Source organism: Nocardia sp. CNS-044, assembly GCF_059570515.1.
Genome location: NZ_JCANSX010000007.1, coordinates 669250 through 689653 on the forward strand (window position 1 = coordinate 669250; position 20404 = coordinate 689653).

Below are 20404 nucleotides of genomic sequence, written 5' to 3' on the forward strand. Positions count from 1 at the left end.
CGTCCCGTACTGTGCCGAACATGGGTTACGACACCAGCTTTCACGCGTTGGACATGCGGCTCGTCGAGGAGCGGATCCTGCCGTATCTGGCCGGGCTCGGCGGCGACGGCGATCTGGACGATCTGATCACCCTCGCGGTCGAGCAGGCGCGGGTGCGCTTCCGCGCCAAGGCGTGGGCGCTGGGCGCGATGAAGGTCGCCGACGACGAGTTCGACGCCTCGCTGTACGTGTGGGGACGGCCGTACCTGATCACCGCCGAGTCGCCCGCCGAAGTAGCGGAAACCGCTGTGCGATACCGAGATTGCACTGTCGCCACGGTGGACGAGATCGCCCGCGCGCAACTCGAACTGTTCGACCCCGCGCTGGCCGCCCGGACCGAACCCGATATGAGCGGCACGCTGCCCGGCGCCGACGACCTGGCCATCGACATCGCATGGAAGATTCGCCTGCTGCGCCAGGCCGCCCTCGCGCTGCGCTCCGGTCAGCCGACCGTCGACGACCCGCACAGCCCCGAAACCCACGACGCCGCCGACCTTCTGCGCAACAACCTGCAATTCTGCCTCGTCGAATTCGCCGGGCGTCTGCTGCCGGGGTGGATGGACCGCGGCGTCGTCTGGCCGACGGCACTGGCCGAGGAGGCCGGAACCGGCTGGCCCGCCGGGTTCGGCGGCAACGGCCCGCTGCTCGGCGACCTGCCGTCCCAATTCCCCGAAATCGCTTGGCGCACGGAGGACACCATCACCGCCAACTATGTGATCGGCGGATTCGTCGGCGCCGGTGACGCGACAGCGGCGCGCGGCTGGCTCGCGGAGCACGCCGAGTCCTTGAGCGGTGGCGACGACCGCACGCGCCTGTCGCTGCGCAAGTGCGACGAGGCGCTGGCGCTGGCGGAGCTGATCGGCGGCGGTTTCGCGGAGGCCACCGAGATCTACAGCGGCATGGAGGGCCGGATCAACTAGGCCCTGTCGGGCGCGCGCACCGGGAGCAGCACCGCCAAACCCGCGGCGAGAACGACAGCCAGGCCGATCATCCCGGCGCGGTCGGCGTCGAACAGCCAGACGAACAGACCGAAAAGCGAGGGGGCGAGGAAGGATACGGCCCGTCCGGTCGTGGTGTAGAGGCCGAACAGCTGCCCTTCCCGCCCCGGCGGCGCCAGCCGGACGAGGAACGACCGCGCCGAAGCCTGGGCGGGCCCGACGAAGATGGTCAGCAGCAGGCCGAATATCCAGAACATGAGCGGTCCCGAGACCACGAGCAGCGCGAGTCCGCAGACCAGCATGGCGGCCAGCGAAGTCACGATCACCGCTTTCGGTCCCACCCGGTCGTCGAATCGGCCCGCGACGATCGCCCCTAGCGCGGCGACGACGTTCGCGGCGACGCCGAACAGCAGCACATCGGAATCGTCGATCCCGTAGACGCGCACCGCGAGCACCGCGCCGAAGGTGAACACGCCCGCCAGCCCGTCGCGAAAGACCGCGCTGGCCAACAGGAACCAGACGGTGCGCCGGTCGGCCGCCCACAGCTCCCGCAGATCCCGCCACAGCACCCGGTAGGAACCGAAGAACCCCACGCTCGCCGCGCCGGGATCGGCACTGGTGCGCGGCAGTTCCGGCACCGCGAACAGCACGGGTAGCGCGAACGTGGCGAACCAGATCGCGGCGAGGACGACCACCAGCCGGATGTTGAGCCCGTCGTCGGTAGGTATGCCGAACAGTCCTCGGTTGTCCCCTTCGCCGGCGATGAAGCCGACGTAGCAGATCAGCAGCAGGAAGATCCCGCCGAAATAGCCCATCGCCCAACCGAAACCGGAGACGCGGCCGACCGTCTCCGGTGTGGAGACCTGGCGCAGCATGGCGTTGTAGGGCACGTTGGCCAGTTCGAAAGCGGCGGAGCCGAAGGCGAGCAGCGTCAGACCGAGCCACAGATCGCGGTAGTCGTCGTGCACGAAGAACATCCCGGTCATGGCCAGGACGGTCAGCGCGGTCAGAACGCCAAGGGAGCGTTTGCGTTTCGCGGCCGCGTCGAACCACTGGCCGCTGATGGGCGCGGTCAGCGCGACCACGAGACCGGCGATGCCGAGCGCCCAGCCGAGCCAGGCGCTCGCCGAGATCCCGCCGGGCAGATCGTCGCCGACCTTGTCGGTGAGATACACCGAGAACACGAACGTGAGGATCACGGCGTGGAACGCCGAGGAACCCCAGTCCCACAACCCCCAGGCCACGATCTGCCCGCGCCCGGCGGCGTCCCCGATCGTGCCGCGCGCGTCCACCTCGGTCATGGGCGCAGCGTAACCCGCCCGGCGCGAGGAAGTCCGCCGAAAGCCGACGCCGGGCCGACAAGCCGCCGAATATGCGAGCGGGTCGATGCGAAGACGAACCGCCGACCCTTGGTGATCATGCCACTGAACGGCTCTATGCACCCAGTTGCATAGTACCGACTGTACCGAGTACCGTGGCCGCATGGCCCTCGAGCACGCCTTGCTGGTATCGCTGACCGAGCGGGCCGGTTCGGGCTACGAGCTGGCCCGCCGGTTCGACAAGTCCATCGGCTACTTCTGGAGCGCGACCCACCAGCAGATCTATCGCGTGCTCAAGCGCATGGAGGAATCCGGCTGGCTGGACAGCGAATCGGTGGCCCAGGATGGCAAGCCGGACAAGAAGGTCTACTCGGTGAACGAGGCGGGCCGCGCCGAGCTGGCGCGCTGGATCGCCGAGCCCTCCCCTACCGACCTCCCCCGCGGCGAACTCGGGGTGAAGATCCGCGGCGCGGCCTACGGCGACCTGGACGCGCTGTGCGCGGAGGTCGCCAGACACCGCGACCAGCACGCCCAGCGGCTCGAGGTCTATCGGCTCATCGAGAAGAAGGACTTCGCCGCGCCGGATCAGCTCTCCGGCACGGCACTGCACCAGTACCTGGTCCTGCGCGGCGGCATCCGCGTCGAGATCGGGTTCATCGAATGGTGCGACGAAGTACTGCAAGCACTGCGACCGAGTGCGTCAGCCCCGCACCCGGATCCGATGGAGAAAGGCCAGGCATGAGTTCCTTCCCCCACCTTTTCGAGCCGCTGGACCTCGGCTTCACCACCCTGCGCAACCGCGTGGTCATGGGGTCGATGCACACCGGCCTGGAGGACCGCGCCTGGGACACCAACAAGCTGGCCGCCTACTTCGCCGAGCGCGCCCGCGGCGGTGTCGGGCTGATCATCACCGGCGGCTACGCGCCCAACCGCACCGGCTGGCTGCTGCCCTTCGGCGCCAAGCTGACCAACAAGACCGAGGCCTACCGCCACCGCGCGATCACCAAGGCGGTGCACGCCGAGGGCGGCAAGATCGCCATCCAGATCCTGCACGCGGGCCGCTATTCCTACTGGCCCGCCAGCGTCTCCGCGTCCGCGATCAAGGCCCCCATCAACCCTTTCCGGCCCCGCGCCCTCTCGGCGCGCGGCATCGAGCAGACCATCGCGGACTACGCGCGCTGTGCGAAGCTCGCCCAGTTCGCGGGATACGACGGCTGCGAGATCATGGGCGGTGAAGGCTATTTCATCAACCAGTTCCTCGCGCCGCGCACCAACAAGCGCACCGACAAGTGGGGCGGCTCGGCCGAGAACCGGCGCAGGCTGCCGCTGGAGATCGTGCGCCGAGTCCGCGCCGCGGTGGGGCCGAGCTTCATCATCGTGTTCCGGCTGTCGATGGCCGAGCTGGTGGAGAAGGGTCAGACCTTCGACGAGATCGTCACCCTCGCCAAGGAATTGGAGAAGGCGGGCGTCACCGTCATCAACACCGATATCGGCTGGCACGAGGCACGGGTGCCCACCATCGTCACCTCGGTGCCGCGGGCGGCCTTCGTCGAGTTCACCGCGAAGATCACCAAGCAGGTGAACATTCCGGTCTGCGCGTCGAACCGCATCAACATGCCCGAGATCGCCGAGGAGATCCTGACTCGCGGTGACGCGCAACTGGTTTCGCTGGCCCGTCCGTTCCTCACCGATCCGGAGTGGGTGAACAAGGCAGCGCAGGACCGCGTCGACGAGATCAACACCTGCATCGCCTGCAACCAGGCCTGCCTCGACCACGCGTTCCAGCACAAGACGGTGTCCTGCCTGCTCAACCCGCGCGCAGGCCACGAGACCGAGCTGAAGCTGCTGCCGACCCGGCGCAGCAAGCGCATCGCCGTGGTCGGCGCGGGACCGGCCGGGCTCTCCGCCGCGGTCAATCTCGCCGAACGGGGCCACCGCGTGGACCTTTTCGAGGCCGACGACAAGATCGGCGGCCAGTTCGACATCGCGCGGCGGATTCCCGGCAAGGAGGAGTTCGACGAATCCATCCGGTACTACCGCAGGATGATCGAGGTGCGCGGCGTCGTCCTGCACCTGAACAAGCGGGTCACCGCCGACGAACTCATCGCGGGCCGCTACGACGAAGTCGTGCTCGCCACCGGCGTGCGACCACGTATCCCCAACATTCCCGGCATCGACCACCCGATGGTGCTCTCCTACGCCGAACTGGTGCGCGAGGAGAAGCCGGTGGGCAAGCGCGTCGCCGTGATCGGCGCGGGCGGCATCGGTTACGACGTGAGCGAGTTCCTCACCGTGGAGGGGCACCCCGCGCTCAAGCTGGACGAGTGGAAAGAGGAGTGGGGCGTCGACGCGAACGACGAACAGGCGCCCGGCCAGCTCACCGAACCCAAGCCCGCGCCCGCCGCCCGCGATGTCGTTCTGCTGCAACGCAAGTCGTCCTCGTTCGGTAAGGACCTCGGCAAGACCTCCGGCTGGGTGCACCGCGCCGCGCTCAAGGCCAAGGGCGTCGAGCAGATCGGCGGCGTGAACTACGAGCGCATCGACGACAGCGGGCTGCACATCAGCTTCGGCGAGAAACGCGAACGTCCGCAATTGATTCCGGTGGACAACGTGGTGGTCTGCGCGGGTCAGGAGTCGGTGCGCGAGCTGGTCGAGCCGCTGCGGGCCGCGGGGATCACCCCGCACCTGATCGGCGGCGCCGAGCTGGCCGCCGAACTCGACGCGAAACGCGCGATCGATCAGGGCACCCGGCTGGCGGCCAAGCTCTGAGCCGATCGCTAGCATCGCTCAGGTGAGCCTGCCCTCCCCCACCTCCGAGAACCGCGCCGTCGTCACCGGAGCCTCCTCCGGCATCGGCACCGCGCTGGCCGCCGAACTGGCCGGACGCGGCCATTCGCTGATCCTGGTCGCCCGCCGCGGCGACCTGCTGAACGAGCTCGCGCAGCGGCTCACCCTGGCGCACGGCATCACCGCCGAGGTGCGCGCGGTCGACCTGTCCGACCGCGCGCAACGCGGCCCGCTGGTCGAGGAGTTGTCGGCGCGCGACATCTCGATCCTGTGCAACAACGCGGGCATCGCGACGTTCGGCCCGGTCGCGCAGCTGGACCTGGAGTACGAGCGCGCCCAGATGGAGCTCAACGCCGTCGCCGTGCACGATCTCACCCTGGCGGTGCTGCCCGGCATGATCGCGCGCGGCGCCGGTGGCATCTTGATCAGCGGCTCGGCCGCGGGCAACATGCCGATCCCGAACAACGCCACCTACGCCGGGAGCAAAGCGTTCGCCAACACCTTCTGCGAATCGCTGCGCGGTGAGCTGAAGGACTCGGGAGTGCACGTCACGCTGCTGGCGCCGGGCCCGGTGCGCACCGAAATGCCCGACCCGGCCGAGGCCTCGATCGTCGACCGTTTGGTCCCCGACTTCATGTGGGTGTCCTCGGAGTACACCGCGAAGGTCTCCATCGACGCGCTGGCCCGCAACAAGATGCGTGTCGTCCCCGGCCTGATCAGCAAGGGCATGAGCGTCGCGGGCCAGTACGGTCCCCGCGCCCTCACCGCCCCCGTCGCGGGCGCGTTCTACCGCAAGCTCGGCGGCTGACCAGACACTGCGAAGGTCCCCGTCGCTGCGACGGGGACCTTCGTCGTGTTCGGAGGGGTTCTGTCGGGGCCGATCAGCTCTTGGCTTCCGTGACGAACTTGATCAGTTGGCCCACGGTGGAGAACGCCTCGATACCCGCGCTGGGCAGCTCGATGTCGTACTCCTTCTCGATGGCCTGGATGACCAGCTCCTGCCGGTAGGCGCTGCTGTCCAGGTCGAGAATGGCGGTGGCGGGCGTGACCTTCTCCGCGTCGGCCAGGTATTCCTTCAGCAGTGCGATGACTCGCTCTTCGATGGTCGCCATGTCGATCATGGTGCCATAGCGATCACGCATAGAACGGCATCGCGAGGTGTTTCGGCGCCGCGCGGCTCCGGGCGCCGCGCGAGGCGCCCGAACCGGGTGTGAGCTGCGATAATGCCAGGCCAAGGCGGGCGTCAGCGGGGCGTCAGGAACGGAGGGGCGGCCGTCAAAGAGGCGTTAGGGACGCGTCCACAGTGGTCTGGGAGGCGTAGTCCTGGCATCGGCCCCGCAGTTCAGAGAAAGCGGGGGCGCACCCAGGAGAACACTGTGACGCTGCTCGAAATCTTCCCGTCGCTGCGGTCGGGGATGCCCTCGCGGCTCGATCCGGCGGTGTGGCCACGGGACACGCACTACGACAGCGAAGGCCGTATCACGGTCGGCGGTGTGGCCCTGGCCGACATCGCCGACGAGTACGGGACGGCCACCTATGTGTTGGACGAACAGGAGGTCCGGTCGCGGTGCCGCGCCTACCACAAGGCGTTTCCCGAAGCGGAGATCATCTACGCGGGGAAGGCGCTGATGATCCGCGCGGTCGCCGAGTGGGTTTCCCAGGAGGGCCTCTCGGTGGACGTGTGCTCGGCGGGCGAACTCGCCATCGCCCTGTCGGCCGGTGTGAACCCGGAGCGAATCATCCTGCACGGCAACGGAAAATCCTGCGACGAACTGCGCACCGCGGTGCGCTGCGGCGTCGGGCGGATCGTGGTCGACTCGCTCACCGAGATCACGCTGCTCTCCGCACTGGCCACCTCACGTCAGCGGGTGCTGGTGCGCCTCTCCCCCGGCATCGACGTGCACGGCCATCCCGCGGTCAAGACGGGCGTCGTCGACCAGAAGTTCGGCTTCCCGCTCGGCAGCGACCTGGCCGCCGAGGCGGTCGAGCGCATCATGCGCAGCAAGAACCTGAAGCTGGTCGGCTTCCACTGCCATCTCGGCTCGCAGATCTACAACCCCGACCACTACGGCGAGGCGGTCCGCAGGATGATCGGCGAAATGGCGCGCGTGCGGGAGGATCACGGGCACATCCTCACCGAACTCGACCTGGGTGGCGGGCACGCCGTCGCCTACCGCGGCGGTGACGCCGAGATGAACCTGACCGAGCTGTCCGAGATCCTCGAGGACGCGCTCGACGCGGGCTGCGCCCGGCACCACTTCCCGCGCCCGCGCATCGCGGTGGAACCGGGCCGCGCGATCGTGGCGCGCGCGGGCGTGACGCTCTACCGGGTGCTCTCGGTGAAGCACACCGAGGGCGGGCACACCTACGTCACCGTCGACGGCGGCATGAGCGACAACCCGCGGGTCGCGCTGTACGGCGCGCGCTACGACGTGGTGCTCGCCAACCGCCACCCCTGTGGGCCGCACATGACCGCCACCATCGCGGGCCGCCACTGCGAGGCAGGCGACGTCCTCGCCGTCGACGTCCGGCTGCCCGCCGACCTGCGCCCCGGCGAGATCCTCGCGGTCCCGTGCACCGGCGCCTACCACCACAGCCTGGCCAGCACCTACAACAGCGTCGGCCGCCCGCCCATTGTCGCCGTCCGCGACGGTCGCACCAGAACCCTCGTCCGCCGCGAGACGATCGACGATCTCATGGCGCGCGAAGTGGGGGTCTGACTCGCGGACCCCGCCACTCCGTCCGAATAGACCTCCGACCGCTCAGCGGCGGCGGGTGCCGAACAGAGTGCGGCTGATCTCGCGGCCCGCCGCGGATGCCGCCGAACGGAGGAAGCTCTTCACCGCCGGGTTCTTCATGATGCGTTCCGCGGCGGATTCTTCCTCTTGGCGCGGGGAGCGGCCGGGTACCGGGGCGGCTTCCGGTTGCTCCGGTTCGGCCGCGGCCAGTTTCGCGGTGAGCATCTCGTAGGCGGACTCGCGGTCGATGGTCTGGCCGTACTTCGTGGCGAGCGCGCTGGAGAGCGCCTGGGACTTGATGGCGTCCTCGCCGATGGTGTCCATCAGCGAACGCGGCGGCTGAATCCTGGTCCACGCCACGGGCGTCGGGGAGCCGGTCTCGGAGAGAACCGTCACCACGGCCTCGCCGGTGCCGAGCGAGGTCAGCGCCTTCTCCAGGTCGTAGGTCGAGGTCTTCGGGTAGGTGCGGACCGTCTTGGACAGCGCCTTCTGATCGTCGGGGGTGAAAGCGCGCAGCGCGTGCTGAACGCGCGCGCCGAGCTGCGAAAGCACCTGGTTCGGGATGTCGGTGGGCAGCTGCGTGCAGAAGAACACGCCGACACCCTTCGAGCGGATCAGTTTGACCGTCTGCTCGACCTGATCCAGGAACGCCTTCGAGGCGTTGTCGAACAGCAGATGCGCCTCGTCGAAGATGAACACCAGCTTGGGCTCGTCGACATCGCCGACCTCGGGCAACGTCTGGAACAGATCGGCGAGCACCCACATCAGAAATGTGGAGAACATCACCGGCCGCGCCGCCTGCGCGCCGAGCTCGAACAGCGTGATCACACCCTGACCGCCCGAGACCCGGACCAGATCGGCCGGGTCCAGTTCCGGTTCGCCGAAGAACGTGTCGCCGCCGTCGGCCTCCAGGTTGACCAGCGCGCGCAGGATCACGCCCGCGGTCTGCGCCGACACACCGCCGATGCCCTTCAGGTCCGCCTTGCCGTCGGGGCTGGTCAAGTGGGTGATGACCGCGCGAAGGTCTTTGAGATCCAGCAGCGCGAGGCCCTGCTGGTCGGCCCAGTGGAAGATCAGCCCGAGGGTCGATTCCTGCGTCTCGTTGAGGTCGAGGACCTTGCTCAGCAGCACCGGGCCGAACGAGGTGATGGTGGCCCGGATCGGCACGCCGATACCGCCGGTGCCCAGCGAGACGAACTCCGTCGGGAAACCGCTGGGCGCCCAGTCCGGCGCGCCCGTGTCCCGCGCCCTCGCGCTGATCTTGTCGTCGGCCTCGCCGGGCCGACTCAAACCGGAGAGATCGCCCTTGATGTCGGCGAGCACCACCGGAACGCCCGCCCGCGACAGCTGCTCGGCGATGCCCTGGAGCGTTTTGGTCTTCCCGGTTCCGGTGGCGCCCGCGACCAAGCCGTGCCGGTTCACCGTGCGCATCGGAATCCGCACTCGCGCGGTGGGATCCACGGTTCCGTCCACGACCACGGTGCCCAGTTCCAGCGCCGCGCCGTCGAAGGCGTAGCCCGCGGCGATCTCCTGTGCGGCGGAGCTCGCGTCGGCGACCCTGGCCGAGTCGGAATCCGCGTCGGCACTCTTCGAGGCGCGGCTCTCGCCGCCCTTCGCGGCCGTCTGCCTGGCGCGCGTCGCGCGGTCCGGCGCATTCTCGCCCGGAGCGGCGGACCCCTCAGTTCGGTGCTCGGCGAGCTCACGCTCGGCGGCTTCCGCGGCGGCTGCCGCCTCGGCCGCGATTCGCGCCGCTTCGTCGGCCGCCTTACGCGCCGCGGCCGCCTTCTCCTCGGGAGTGGTCATCGCACGTCCTCCGTCTGTCGAACCGAAAACGCCTAGGGCCCAACCGGGCGTAGGTCCGCCGTCAGCTCGCGCGTGGCCGCAGCGGAGGTACCCCTGGTGGGCGCTGCCGGACAGAGTCCGTCGACAGCCCGCACGGCCCGAGCGGAGGCGAAAGTACGCCTTGCCGATCTCTGCGGAAACTGTATCCCCGGTGGGAGCGTTCCGCGGCCGGGTACCCGCGCGGGCATCGCCGACACGAGCCTGTGTGCGGACGAACACCGGCCGCGGGAACGACACTTCGGCGCGCGAGAAATCAGCACCGTAGGCGCGCGGAAGGCGAACGTGCTTGTCAGCCGAGGGTGGCCGCGCGGATGCCAGTAAGGTTGCCTGAGTGTCCGACAAACTTGTGGTGTGGATGGATTGCGAGATGACCGGCCTGCGCCTGGACAGCGACAAGCTGATCGAGGTGGCCGCGCTCGTGACCGACAGCGACCTCAACATTCTCGGTGACGGTGTCGACATCGTCATCCACGCCGATGACGAGGCGCTGGCCGCGATGCCTCCGGTCGTCGCCGACATGCACGAGCGCTCCGGTCTGACCGAAGAGGTGCGGCGCTCCACCGTCACCCTCGCCGAGGCCGAGCAGCAGGTGCTCGACTACATCCGCGCCTACGCCCCCACCGCGGGAACGGTTCCGCTGGCGGGTAACTCGATCGCCACCGACCGCGGCTTCCTCGCCCGCGACATGCCCGCGCTGGACAGTCACCTGCACTACCGGATGATCGATGTGAGCTCCATCAAAGAGCTGTGCCGCCGCTGGTACCCGCGCATCTACTTCGGCCAGCCGGAGAAGGGCCTCACCCACCGCGCCCTCGCCGACATCAAAGAGTCCATCCGCGAGCTGGAGTACTACCGGCGCACCGCGTTCGTCGCGCCGCCCGGGCCGTCCAGCACGGAGATCGCCACGGTCGCCGCCGAGCTCAGCGGCACCGCCAAGCCCGCCGCCTCGGCGCCGCGCAACGGCGCACTGGAAGCCGATTAGGGAATCGCGGGGGTGGCACGCTAGTATCTAGCGCGCCGGTAGTTACCGGCGATGGTGAGTGTAGTTCAGTTGGTAGAGCACCAGGTTGTGATCCTGGCTGTCGCGGGTTCGAGTCCCGTCACTCACCCCACGCGAAATGCGCGAGTCCAGTGGGCTCGCGCATTTCGCGTTTCCGGGCCGATTCACCCCGCGCACCCAACGCCGTTCCGACCGCGCCGATTCGGGACGACATCGCCACTCGGCGCACCGCCCAGCACTGGAATTTGTTCTGAAACACAGATACTTCCAAATGTGACCCGCATCTCCCCCACTGGCCGTAAACTGCGGCACCAGGGTGTGCCGCCGTGGCATCACCCGGCCCGGGAGAAAGACAGCACTACGTGAAGCGTTCCGCCGTTCTCGCAGCACTAGTCGGCGCCACCTTGCTCGGCGGGTCCGGAGGCACCGCCTCGGCGGCGCGCGAGGCGACTCCGGTCGACCTGCCCGCCGACACCGGATCCGCGGGCATCACCAGTGGCTCCGCGCACAGCACCGGATCCTCGGGCGGCGCGACGACCACCGGCTCCACCGGCACCGGCTCCGGTCCCGCCTTGGAGAAGATCCTCTTCGGCGGCCCGCTGCTCTGCGCCGCCGTGGGCAGCGCGTTCAACGCCAACCTCACCTGCGCGGGCACCCCGGGGCCGATCATCCCCTGAGCCCACCGACGACAAAGGCCCCCGGCACTCGCCGGGGGCCTTTGCGTTGCCGCTCAGGGGCTTTCGCGCGTCATCCGACGTCCGCGTTGCCCGCCTTCCACTCCGACCACGGAATGTTCCAGTCACCGAGGCCGTCGGTGCCGGACAGCGTGCCGCCCACGGTGTTCTTGATGATCGTGATGTCACCGCGCTTGGCGAAGTTGAACACCCACTGCGCATTCGCCGGACTCAGGTTCAGGCAGCCGTGGCTGGCGTTCGAGTAACCCTGCTGAGCCACCGACCACGGAGCCGAGTGGAAGAAGATGCCGCTGTAGGAGATTCGGGTCGCGAAGTCGACCGGCGTACGGTAGCCGTCCGCGGAGTTCACCGCCACGCCGTAGGTCGAGGAGTCCATGATGATCTTCTCGTGCTTGTCCGCGACGATGTAGATGCCGTTGTCGGTGGGCGTGCTGTCCTTGCCCATCGAGGTCGGCATGGTGCGGATCACCTGACCGTTCTGCTCGACCGTCACCTGGTGCGTGTCGTCGTCCGCGGTGAAGATCACAGCGTCACCGACCACGAAGTGCGAGGTGATGTTGTCCTGGCCGTACAGCCCGTTGCCGAGGTTCTTGCCGTAGACGTTCACCTGGATGTCGACCCGCGTGCCCGGCGCCCAGAAATGCTCTGGCCGCCAACGGACTTCGCGGTTGTTCACCCAGTAGAAGGCACCCTCCACCGGCGGGTTCGTCGTGATCTTGATCGCATCCTGGGCCGCCTTGCGGTCCGGGATGTTCTCGTCGAACTGAATCGCCACCGGCTGACCGATACCGACGACTTCGCCCTCCCCCGGGATCAGATACGGCTTGGTCTGGTTGTTCGGCGAGCTCGTGGTGAAGCTCAGCGTGGTGGTGTTGGCGCCGCCGAGACCGATGGCGTCCGCGGTCAGCTGGTAGGTCTTGCCGTAACCGAGCACCTCGGCGGTCTCCCAGGTCCGCCCGTCGGCGGCGAGGTTGCCGCTGACCGGCTTGCCCTGCTGGTTGACCAACGTCACATTGGTGAACTTGCCGTCGTCGACCTTGAAAGTCATAGGCATGCCGGGTGATACGCCTTTGTCGCCGTCTTTGACGGGAGCGAGCAGCTTCGGTTTGATCAGTTCGGTGATCGGGTTCCGGTCGATGGCAACCGCCGCGTCCGCGCTACCGGACGAGGGCGAGCAGGCCGAAGATCCCAATGCGATCACGGCGAGCACTACCAAAGGTCCGCTGAGTATTCGTATCGACCGCCGCCGACCTCGACCAATGCGCATATCAACCCCGTTTCAAGTCTCGGCGCCGTCCAGACACGCGCCGATGGCTTCGGATCCAACCGACGAAAGAAGCTCAACCCACCGCGCCGGCGGGATCGGTCGAGACCGCGTTCCTAACATTCTGCCAGTCCGGTCTGACCGATCCAACGCGAACTACACGCGCAACGGGCCGAGTTCCACCGGATAGATCCCCGCGGGAGCCCCCAGTGTTAACACCCGTCGCCGACCACACAAAACGGCCCTTCACCAGGCGATTTCACTTCTGCGGCCCCGGCCTGTTAATCTTTGTCCCGCACCGGAACACGGAGCAGGCGCCATTAGCTCAATTGGCAGAGCAGCTGACTCTTAATCAGCGGGTTCGGGGTTCGAGTCCCTGATGGCGCACAGTACAGACCGTGCCTAGCTTCCAGTCACGATTGGACAAGGGCACGGTCTTTTCGTGTCCGAATCGTCGCTCGGCGATCATCTCCGCGATGGTAACGACGCCGTGACCTAAGCGGTCGGAACAGCCTGGAACAGGGCCTATCGGGGGTTGTAAACCCTGATTAGACGCAGGTCACTCCACAATTTTTGTGACCTAGCGCACAACGCGTTTAGAAGCAAACGCCCTGGTAAATCGCGTTTCGGTAACGAAGCCCTGGTCGTTCCAAGATCGACAGCATCTATCATTCAGGTCTCGTTCACCTTCCGTTAACCTTCCGTGACCATTCTGCAATCAGGTCGCAAAGAGACCTGAGGTTTGGTTAGACCGAGGTGTTGTTTACACGCATTCGGAAAACGACCGGACGGACCCGAGTTGGTCCAGGCGGTCGCGGGTGCGGATCGGCAACGGATCCCCGATCACCCGCCTACGCCTATCGCTCCACTGTTGTGGAGTTCCGCGCGACGCCGCGGCCCGGGCCAGAGATGCCCGGTACCCGCCCTGCCGCGTTCCGGGGACCGGAGTGTCCCCCACAACAAAATCCACAACAGCACATCGACTTTTCCCGGCGAGCGCCATGAGCGTCCGCCGCCGGATCCGCGCTGCCCGAGTGCGGCCGGACCGCCCTGTCCCCGAACAAGGAACCGATTCAGAAATGCCTGACAGTCGCCTTTCCACCCTGCGCCGCACCACCCTGCGCGAGGGCCTGACCTTCGCCGTAGCCGCGGCTGGCATCGTGGCCGTCGCCGCCTCGTCGGCGGTGTCGGTGGCCGACGACAGCGTTCCGGCCCGCGTCGCCGTGGTCGCCGAGCAGCAGCCCGCGGCCGCCCCCGCCCCCGTGGTGGAAGCCGCGCCCGTCGCCGAAGTCCTGCCCGCTCCCGCCCCGGCCCCCGAGGCTGCGGCTCCGGTCCCGGCTCCGATGCCCGCGCCGGAACCCGTTCCCGCGCCGATGCCCGCCCCGGCCCCGGCCCCGGCTCCGCCGGTGTACGAGAACAACCTGGACGGCTGGATCCGCCAGGCCCTCGACATCATGGCCGCCAACAACATCCCGGGCTCCTACGAGGGCATCCACCGCAACATCATGCGCGAGTCCAGCGGCAACCCGCAGGCCATCAACCTGTGGGACTCCAACGCCGCCGCGGGCATCCCGTCCAAGGGCCTGCTCCAGGTCATCGACCCGACCTTCGCGGCCTACCACGTGGCCGGCACCCCGTTCGACGTCTGGGATCCGGTGGCCAACATCGTCGCGGCCTGCAACTACGCCGCGCACCGCTACGGCAGCATGGACAACGTGAACAGCGCGTACTGATCCGTCTCCAGTACGACGAACGCCCCGCCTCCGGTCAGCGCGACCGGGTGCGGGGCGTTCGTCGTAGGATGCCCGGGTGGCCGATTACGCGCACTCCGACGCGTCGGTCAGCCGAAGGGCCGAGAAGGCCCGCCGCTTGGCCGTCTATCTCTGGGACCGCGATATCAGCGGCGCCGAACTGCGCGACATGCCCGCCGCGACCCGCCGCAAGCTGGCCCGCGCCGCCGAAACGAACCCGCCGAGCACCGACGAGACCTGGCTTGTCGTCGCCCGCCTGCTCGACGAGAAGAACGCGTGGGCCGTTCGCAACCCCGATCACGCGGCGGCGGCGCGCGCGCACGTGGACGAGAAGCTGCTGTGGGTGAAGCCGCCGATCACGCCGTGGTCGTAGTGGTCACACCGCGAGATCGGTCACGCTCTCGGCGGTGGTGCTGACCTTGTCCGACAGCGAGCGCAGCGCCCGCGCCTCCGCGTCGGTCATCGCATCGATGAAGACGCGGCGAACCAGATCCACGTGGTTGGGCGCGGCCTGCTCGAGCGCGGTACGACCCGCCGCCGTCAGCTCGACGACGATCCCGCGCGCGTCCTCCTCGGAGGGCCGCCGCTCGACCAACCCGCGCGCCGCCATCCTGGCCAGGTGCTTGGACAACCTGCTCTTCTCCCAGCACACCTCGGCGGCGAGTTCTTTGGCCCTCAGTCGGCCCTGCGGCGCGGCGGAGAGCGGAACGAGCAGTTCATAGTCGGCCAGGGAGAGTCCGTCGCGGGCCAGCCCGGCCATGATCGCCGCGTCCATCCGCTGGCGCAGCCGGATGTAGGCCTGCCAGGTCTCCTGCTCGTCGTCGCTCAGCCATCGCGCCACGGGAATGATCCTAAACCCCACTTGGTTGACATGGACACCAACCGGCCGAGGCCGGTCCCCTGCACAGGAGGTGCTCCCCATGCCCGCCATCGCCGTCGACAACATCCTGGTGCTGCCGCGCCTGCCCCGTCCCGACGAGACCATGCGCGAACGCCCGGTCCGGCAGGTCGTCACCGCGCACAAGCAACGCGAAGGCGCGGGCTTCGAGGTGACGCGTCCGTTCCCCAGCGTGGACCTGCGCTCCGCCGACCCGTTCATCCTGCTCGACCAGATGGGTCCGGTGACCTACGAACCGCACGAGGCCAAGGGCGCGCCATGGCATCCGCACCGCGGCTTCGAGACCGTTACCTACATGCTCGACGGCACCATGGTGCATCACGACTCGAACGGTGGCGGCGGCGTCATCAGCGAGGGCGACACGCAGTGGATGACCGCGGGCTCCGGCATCCTGCACGACGAGGTGCCGCCCGAGGAACTGGTGGTCGCCGGCGGACTGTTCCACGGGGTGCAGCTGTGGGTGAATCTGCCGCGGGCCATGAAGTTCGCCGCGCCGCGCTATCAAGATCTGCGCGGCAGCGAACTGACGCTGGTCAGCTCGAACGACGGCGGCGCGCTGGTGCGACTGATCGCGGGTGAGATCGGCGGATTCGCCGGTCCCGGATCGACTTACACGCCGATCGCCTACGCGCACGCCTCGATCACCCCGGGCGGCCGACTGGAAACGCCCTGGCCGCAGCACTTCTCGGCGATGGCCTATGTGCTCGCGGGCAGTGGGACGGTCGGCGCCGAGCGCAGGCCGATCGGGGCGGGTCAGCTCGCGGTGTTCGGACCGGGCGATTCGATTTCGGTCGACGCGGATGCGAAGCAGCGCGAGCACACCGGCGATCTCGAGGTGCTACTGCTCGGCGGGCAACCGATCCGCGAACCCGTCGTCCAGTACGGCCCGTTCGTCATGAACAGCCGCGCGGAGATCATCCAGGCGATAGAGGACTTCCAGTCGGGACAAATGGGCAACATCCCGGCGGAACACCTCTCCGGCACCCGCCCGGCCCGCTGAACCGGGCTGCCCTATAGCCCCTAATGGCCCTAATTCGGGTGACGCGCGGTTGACAACTGGGCGGCCCCTCGCAACAGTGGGTGCGGCGTCGCTCGTCAAGGCGCCCTCCCACCGCAGCACACACAGAGGAATACATGAACGTTCGCCGGCTTACCGTCAGCGCCGCCGTCGCTGGACTGACCATCCTCGCGGCGCCCGCCGCCCTGGCCGCCGCCCCGACCGGTTCTTCCGGAACCGGCTCCTCCGCCATCGACACCGGTTCCGCCGCGACCGGTTCGGCGGGCGTGTCCCAGACCGGCTCGGCCGGTGGCGCCTTCGCCAACTGCGACGACGCCCGCGCGGCTGGTCGCGCCCCGATCTTCCGCGGCGAGCCGGGCTTCGGCCCGCACCTGGATCCCGACGGCGACGGATTCGCCTGCCCGACGGTCTGATACCGCCCAAAACGAAAACACCCGGTGTGGCAGTGCCGCACCGGGTGTTTTCGTCTGCCGGGAAATCAGCGGAAGAGCTTCACCAGCACCAAGCCGACGACCAGCGCACCGGCGCCGATCAGGCTGTACTTGACCTTGGGTTCGTTCAGCTTGGCGACGACGATGCTCTTGGTGTCGTCCGCGATCCGCTGCGGATCGGCGCGCACGGCGATCTCGTCCAGAGTGCTCGCCAGCCGGGTGCGGGCGGCCTCGATCTCCCGCTCGATCCGCTCGGTGTCCTTCGCCACGTATGTCCTCCTGTCGATGGGCGTGCCGCCGGGCGCGAACCGGGCCGGGGACCACGTTCCCACCGGCCGTTCGCGAGTCACCAGGGCTCGCGGACGAGTGTATCCGCCTGCCCGATGGGCGTTCGGTTACCGTGCAGGACGTGACCAACCAACGACTCTCCCCCGGCGACACCGCCCCCGCGTTCACACTGCCCGACGCCGACGGCAAGGAGATCTCGCTCGCCGACTTCCGCGGCCGCAAGGTGATCGTCTACTTCTACCCCGCCGCGAGCACGCCCGGCTGCACCAAGCAGGCCTGCGACTTCCGCGACAACCTCGGCGAATTGAACGAGGCGGGCATCGACGTCCTCGGCATCTCGCCGGACAAGCCCGCCAAGCTGGCCAAGTTCCGCGATGCCGAGGGACTGACCTTCCCGCTGCTGTCCGATCCGGACCGCGCGGTGCTCACCGCGTGGGGCGCGTTCGGCGAGAAGACGATGTACGGCAAGACCGTCACCGGCGTCATCCGTTCCACCTTCCTGGTGGACGAGCAGGGCAAGATCGAGGTCGCGCAGTACAACGTGCGCGCCACCGGCCACGTCGCCAAGTTGCGCCGCGACCTGTCGGTCTGAACGTCAGCTCTCGAAGGAGCGGATGAGGCTCTCGTAGCCGTCCAGCATCCGCGCCAGGCCGAACTCGAAATCGGCTTTCTCCCAGTCGATGTCGTCCTGGTCGAAGGCCTGGTGGGCGAGGGCGGAGAGAATCGCGGGAAACCGCTGCGGATCGAGCACGCGCCGCAGCGCCGCGGTGAAGTCCTGCTCGCCCTCGGTCCCGCCGACCACATTGCTCGCCGCCCAGCGCCTGCCGATGACGTAGAGCGACAGATTCATCACCAGCTGCAGCCGCACCGGCTCGGGCACCGGAGTTTCGGCGAGCGTCGCGAGTCCCGCCTCGAGCCACGCCATGTTGTTCGGGCCCATCGGCGGCGCCTTGAGCGGAATGTCCAGCCACCACGGATGCCGCCCGACCACCTCGAACTCGCTGCGGGCCCAGTACTCCAGCCCCGTCCGCCACGGTGTGCCTGGCGGGATGCGCGGCGGCTCGCCGATCACCCGATCCAGCAACAGCTCGACCAGGGTGTTCTTGCTGTCGACGTACCGGTAGAGCGACATCGCGGTGAAGCCGAGCTGCTGGGCCACCCGGTTCATCGACAGCGCCGCGTAACCCTCCGCGTCGGCCACCTCGATCGCGGCCTCCAGGATCTGGTCCAGCGTCAGCCCGCGTTTGGGGCCGCGCCCGCCCGGCTGATCGAGCCGCCACAACAGTTCCACCGACTTCGGTAGCGCCGCGTCGTCCGACGTCGTCATCTCCCCTTCAGCCTCCTTCGCTCGCCTCGACTCTAGGCGTACCTCCCGCCTCCGCTGCGGCCGTGCGCGGTCGGTCGACGAACTACGTCCGGTGGTGGCGATCGTAGGTTTCCCCGCCCAGGACCTCTTGCGCTCTAAAATTGCTTACTCTATAAACAGAGTTTATTCGATAAACAGTTTCCGGATCGGAGATCCCATGTCCCCCGAACCACCCCCCGCCCTCGCGGTGCACGGGCTCGGCAAGTCCTTCGGCACGCACACCGTGCTCGCCGACATCGATCTGAATGTCGCAGCGGGAACGGTCTTCTCACTGCTCGGACCGAACGGCGCGGGCAAGACCACCCTGGTGCGCATCCTCGCCACGTTGAGCACGCTGGATCGCGGCGAGGCCCGCGTCTTCGGGCACGATCTGGCGGGCGAGCCGGACGTCGTCCGCGGTCTGATCGGCGTCACCGGCCAGTACGCGGCCGTCGACGGCGTGCTGACCGGCACCGAGAACCTGCGCCTCACCGGCAAGCTGCTGCACCTCGGCTCGGCCGAGACGCGCCGCCGCACCGCCGACCTGCTCGAACGTTTCGACCTCGCCGACGCCGCCGACCGGCCGGTCGCCACCTACTCCGGCGGCATGCGCCGTCGCCTCGACCTCGCGATGAGCCTGATGGGCAGGCCGCGCATCGTCTTCCTGGACGAACCGACCACCGGCCTCGACCCGCGCAGCCGCCGCGACTTGTGGTCGGCCATCGAGGAACTCGCCGACGACGGCGCGACGATCTTCCTCACCACGCAGTATCTGGAGGAGGCCGACCAACTCGCCGACCGCATCGCCGTGCTCGACGGCGGACGCATCGTCGCCGAGGGCACCCCCGAGGAGCTCAAGCGCCTCGCCCCCGGCGGCCACATTCGTCTTCGCTTCGCCGACCGGCACCTGCTCGCGGCCGCCGCCCGCGCCGTCGACGATCGCGCCGTCCCCACGGCGGGTAGCCAGGTGGACCCGGAGCAGCTGACCCTTCAGGTGCCGTCCGACGGCAGTGCGGCCGAGGTGAAGCGCCTGCTCGACCGGTTCGCCGACTTGGACATCGCCGTCGAGCGGCTGACCGTGCACACCCCGGACCTCGACGACGTCTTCTTCGCCTTGACCGGCCACCCAGGCCGCACCGAATCGGCCGCATGAGAAACGAGACGACCATGATCACCCCGTCCCCCGCCCTGCGTGCGCTGCGCACCGTCCAGGACTCCGGCACCATGCTGGACCGCAATCTGCGGCACACGCTGCGCAGTCCCGACACCATGATCATGACGATCGCGCTGCCGGTCGTGATCCTGCTGATGTTCGTCTACGTCTTCGGTGGCGCGATGGACGTCGGTCCCGGCGCGTACATCGACTACGTGGTGCCGGGAATCATCCTGCTGTGCGCCGGTTTCGGCGCCTCGACCACCGCCGTCAGCATCTCGACCGACTTGGCCGAGGGCATCATCGACCGGTTCCGCACCATGGCGATCGCGCGATCGGCGGTGCTGACCGGGCATGTGGCCGAGAGCCTGATCCGCAACCTGATCACCACCGGACTCGTCATCGTGGTCGCGGTCGCGCTGGGTTTCCGCCCGACCACCGACCCGCTGCGCTGGCTCGGCGCGCTCGGGGTGATCGCCATGTACGTGCTCGCGCTGTCCTGGCTGTCGGCCGCCCTCGGCCTGCTCGCGCGAAACCCGGAGGCGGCCAACGGTTTCACCTTCTTCTTCATGTTCCTGCCCTACGTGAGCAGTGCGTTCGTGCCGACCGAATCGATGCCGAGCTGGTTGCACCGGTTCGCCGAGAACCAGCCGGTGACGCCGGTGATCGAGACGATGCGCGGTCTGTTGATGGGGACGCCCATCGGCGACAGCGCCCTGCTCGCGGTGCTGTGGTGCGCGGGCATCGCCGTGGTCGGTTACCTCGCGGCGGGCGCGCTCTTCCGACACCGCACCCGCACCTGATCCGAGGCCGACTCGACCGCGGCCGAACCGAGCGCGAGGGTGCGCCGGACAAGCGAAAGGCCCGGCGCCAGTGCGGCGCCGGGCCTTTCGTGCTG

The 20404-nt window shown here is 68.4% G+C and carries 21 protein-coding genes and 2 tRNA genes; 16 read left to right on the forward strand and 7 right to left on the reverse strand.

The window, feature by feature from the left end; all coding sequences use genetic code 11:
- Positions 1-20: 20 nt before the first annotated feature.
- The gene (locus T333_RS17825; protein WP_496425141.1) at positions 21-959 is read left to right on the forward strand and encodes a hypothetical protein; all 939 of its coding nucleotides are present in this window, start codon (positions 21-23) and stop codon (positions 957-959) included.
- On the opposite strand, the gene T333_RS17830 is transcribed toward T333_RS17825, so the two are convergent.
- Complete coding sequence (locus T333_RS17830) at positions 956-2278, reverse strand: MFS transporter (protein WP_355000926.1); 1323 nt, start codon at positions 2276-2278, stop codon at positions 956-958. The genes T333_RS17825 and T333_RS17830 overlap by 4 nt on opposite strands.
- A gap of 181 nt (positions 2279-2459) precedes the next feature.
- Here T333_RS17830 and T333_RS17835 point away from each other — a divergent pair, with 181 nt between their 5' ends.
- From T333_RS17835 to cmrA, 3 genes are read left to right on the forward strand one after another with little or no spacing between them, the layout of a single operon-like run.
- Positions 2460-3038, forward strand: a complete 579-nt coding sequence (locus T333_RS17835; RefSeq protein ID WP_357252225.1) for a PadR family transcriptional regulator — start codon at positions 2460-2462, stop codon at positions 3036-3038.
- Positions 3035-5065 (forward strand): FAD-dependent oxidoreductase, encoded by a 2031-nt coding sequence (locus T333_RS17840; RefSeq protein ID WP_496425142.1) that lies wholly within the window; start codon positions 3035-3037, stop codon positions 5063-5065. The genes T333_RS17835 and T333_RS17840 overlap by 4 nt, the downstream gene beginning before the upstream one ends.
- A gap of 22 nt (positions 5066-5087) precedes the next feature.
- Entirely contained in the window at positions 5088-5891 is an 804-nt protein-coding gene (gene cmrA, locus T333_RS17845) for a mycolate reductase (protein WP_496425143.1), read from the forward strand.
- Positions 5892-5964: 73 nt separating this feature from the next.
- On the opposite strand, the gene T333_RS17850 is transcribed toward cmrA, so the two are convergent.
- On the reverse strand, positions 5965-6195 hold the full coding sequence (locus T333_RS17850) for an acyl carrier protein (protein WP_355000930.1): 231 nt from the start codon (positions 6193-6195) through the stop codon (positions 5965-5967).
- A 264-nt stretch (positions 6196-6459) separates the two neighbouring features.
- Here T333_RS17850 and lysA point away from each other — a divergent pair, with 264 nt between their 5' ends.
- Entirely contained in the window at positions 6460-7803 is a 1344-nt protein-coding gene (gene lysA / locus T333_RS17855) for a diaminopimelate decarboxylase (protein ID WP_496425144.1), read from the forward strand.
- A gap of 42 nt (positions 7804-7845) precedes the next feature.
- Here the strand turns inward: lysA and T333_RS17860 are convergent, their stop codons facing one another.
- Positions 7846-9624: a helicase HerA-like domain-containing protein gene (locus T333_RS17860; protein ID WP_496425145.1), complete on the reverse strand. Its 1779-nt coding sequence runs from the start codon at positions 9622-9624 to the stop codon at positions 7846-7848.
- A gap of 370 nt (positions 9625-9994) precedes the next feature.
- Here T333_RS17860 and orn point away from each other — a divergent pair, with 370 nt between their 5' ends.
- The 3 genes from orn (at position 9995) to T333_RS17875 (ending at position 11340) form a co-directional block, all read left to right on the forward strand.
- Positions 9995-10645, forward strand: a complete 651-nt coding sequence (gene orn, locus T333_RS17865) for an oligoribonuclease (protein WP_355000933.1) — start codon at positions 9995-9997, stop codon at positions 10643-10645.
- A gap of 54 nt (positions 10646-10699) precedes the next feature.
- A tRNA-His gene (locus tag T333_RS17870) sits at positions 10700-10775 on the forward strand.
- A 214-nt stretch (positions 10776-10989) separates the two neighbouring features.
- Positions 10990-11340, forward strand: coding sequence for a hypothetical protein (locus T333_RS17875; protein WP_355000934.1), 351 nt, complete (start codon positions 10990-10992; stop codon positions 11338-11340).
- A gap of 70 nt (positions 11341-11410) precedes the next feature.
- On the opposite strand, the gene T333_RS17880 is transcribed toward T333_RS17875, so the two are convergent.
- On the reverse strand, positions 11411-12625 hold the full coding sequence (locus T333_RS17880; RefSeq protein ID WP_355000935.1) for a L,D-transpeptidase: 1215 nt from the start codon (positions 12623-12625) through the stop codon (positions 11411-11413).
- Between the two features lie 311 nt (positions 12626-12936).
- Between T333_RS17880 and T333_RS17885 the strand changes: the two genes are divergently transcribed.
- The 3 genes from T333_RS17885 to T333_RS17895 all read left to right on the forward strand — a co-directional run bounded on the left by T333_RS17885 (position 12937) and on the right by T333_RS17895 (position 14746).
- Positions 12937-13009 (forward strand) — tRNA-Lys (locus T333_RS17885).
- 692 nt (positions 13010-13701) lie between these two features.
- Positions 13702-14355, forward strand: a complete 654-nt coding sequence (locus tag T333_RS17890; protein WP_355000936.1) for a transglycosylase SLT domain-containing protein — start codon at positions 13702-13704, stop codon at positions 14353-14355.
- Positions 14356-14431: 76 nt separating this feature from the next.
- The gene (locus T333_RS17895; protein ID WP_355000937.1) at positions 14432-14746 is read left to right on the forward strand and encodes a hypothetical protein; all 315 of its coding nucleotides are present in this window, start codon (positions 14432-14434) and stop codon (positions 14744-14746) included.
- A 3-nt stretch (positions 14747-14749) separates the two neighbouring features.
- Here T333_RS17895 and T333_RS17900 read toward each other — a convergent pair whose 3' ends face one another.
- The gene (locus T333_RS17900; RefSeq protein ID WP_355000938.1) at positions 14750-15214 is read right to left on the reverse strand and encodes a MarR family winged helix-turn-helix transcriptional regulator; all 465 of its coding nucleotides are present in this window, start codon (positions 15212-15214) and stop codon (positions 14750-14752) included.
- 79 nt (positions 15215-15293) lie between these two features.
- Here T333_RS17900 and T333_RS17905 point away from each other — a divergent pair, with 79 nt between their 5' ends.
- Together T333_RS17905 and T333_RS17910 are read left to right on the forward strand one after the other, a co-directional pair.
- Entirely contained in the window at positions 15294-16271 is a 978-nt protein-coding gene (locus T333_RS17905; RefSeq protein ID WP_496425146.1) for a pirin family protein, read from the forward strand.
- A gap of 134 nt (positions 16272-16405) precedes the next feature.
- Entirely contained in the window at positions 16406-16702 is a 297-nt protein-coding gene (locus T333_RS17910; RefSeq protein WP_067788688.1) for an excalibur calcium-binding domain-containing protein, read from the forward strand.
- A 65-nt stretch (positions 16703-16767) separates the two neighbouring features.
- Here T333_RS17910 and T333_RS17915 read toward each other — a convergent pair whose 3' ends face one another.
- Positions 16768-16989: a DUF3618 domain-containing protein gene (locus T333_RS17915; RefSeq protein WP_097246090.1), complete on the reverse strand. Its 222-nt coding sequence runs from the start codon at positions 16987-16989 to the stop codon at positions 16768-16770.
- Between the two features lie 140 nt (positions 16990-17129).
- Between T333_RS17915 and bcp the strand changes: the two genes are divergently transcribed.
- Positions 17130-17600, forward strand: coding sequence for a thioredoxin-dependent thiol peroxidase (gene bcp, locus T333_RS17920; RefSeq protein WP_357252250.1), 471 nt, complete (start codon positions 17130-17132; stop codon positions 17598-17600).
- Positions 17601-17603: 3 nt separating this feature from the next.
- Here the strand turns inward: bcp and T333_RS17925 are convergent, their stop codons facing one another.
- Positions 17604-18335, reverse strand: a complete 732-nt coding sequence (locus T333_RS17925; protein ID WP_355000941.1) for a TetR/AcrR family transcriptional regulator — start codon at positions 18333-18335, stop codon at positions 17604-17606.
- Between the two features lie 196 nt (positions 18336-18531).
- On the opposite strand from T333_RS17925, the gene T333_RS17930 reads away from it, so the two are divergent.
- Entirely contained in the window at positions 18532-19506 is a 975-nt protein-coding gene (locus tag T333_RS17930) for an ATP-binding cassette domain-containing protein (protein ID WP_355000942.1), read from the forward strand.
- A 14-nt stretch (positions 19507-19520) separates the two neighbouring features.
- Positions 19521-20309 (forward strand): ABC transporter permease, encoded by a 789-nt coding sequence (locus T333_RS17935; protein WP_355001159.1) that lies wholly within the window; start codon positions 19521-19523, stop codon positions 20307-20309.
- Positions 20310-20404 lie beyond the last annotated feature (95 nt).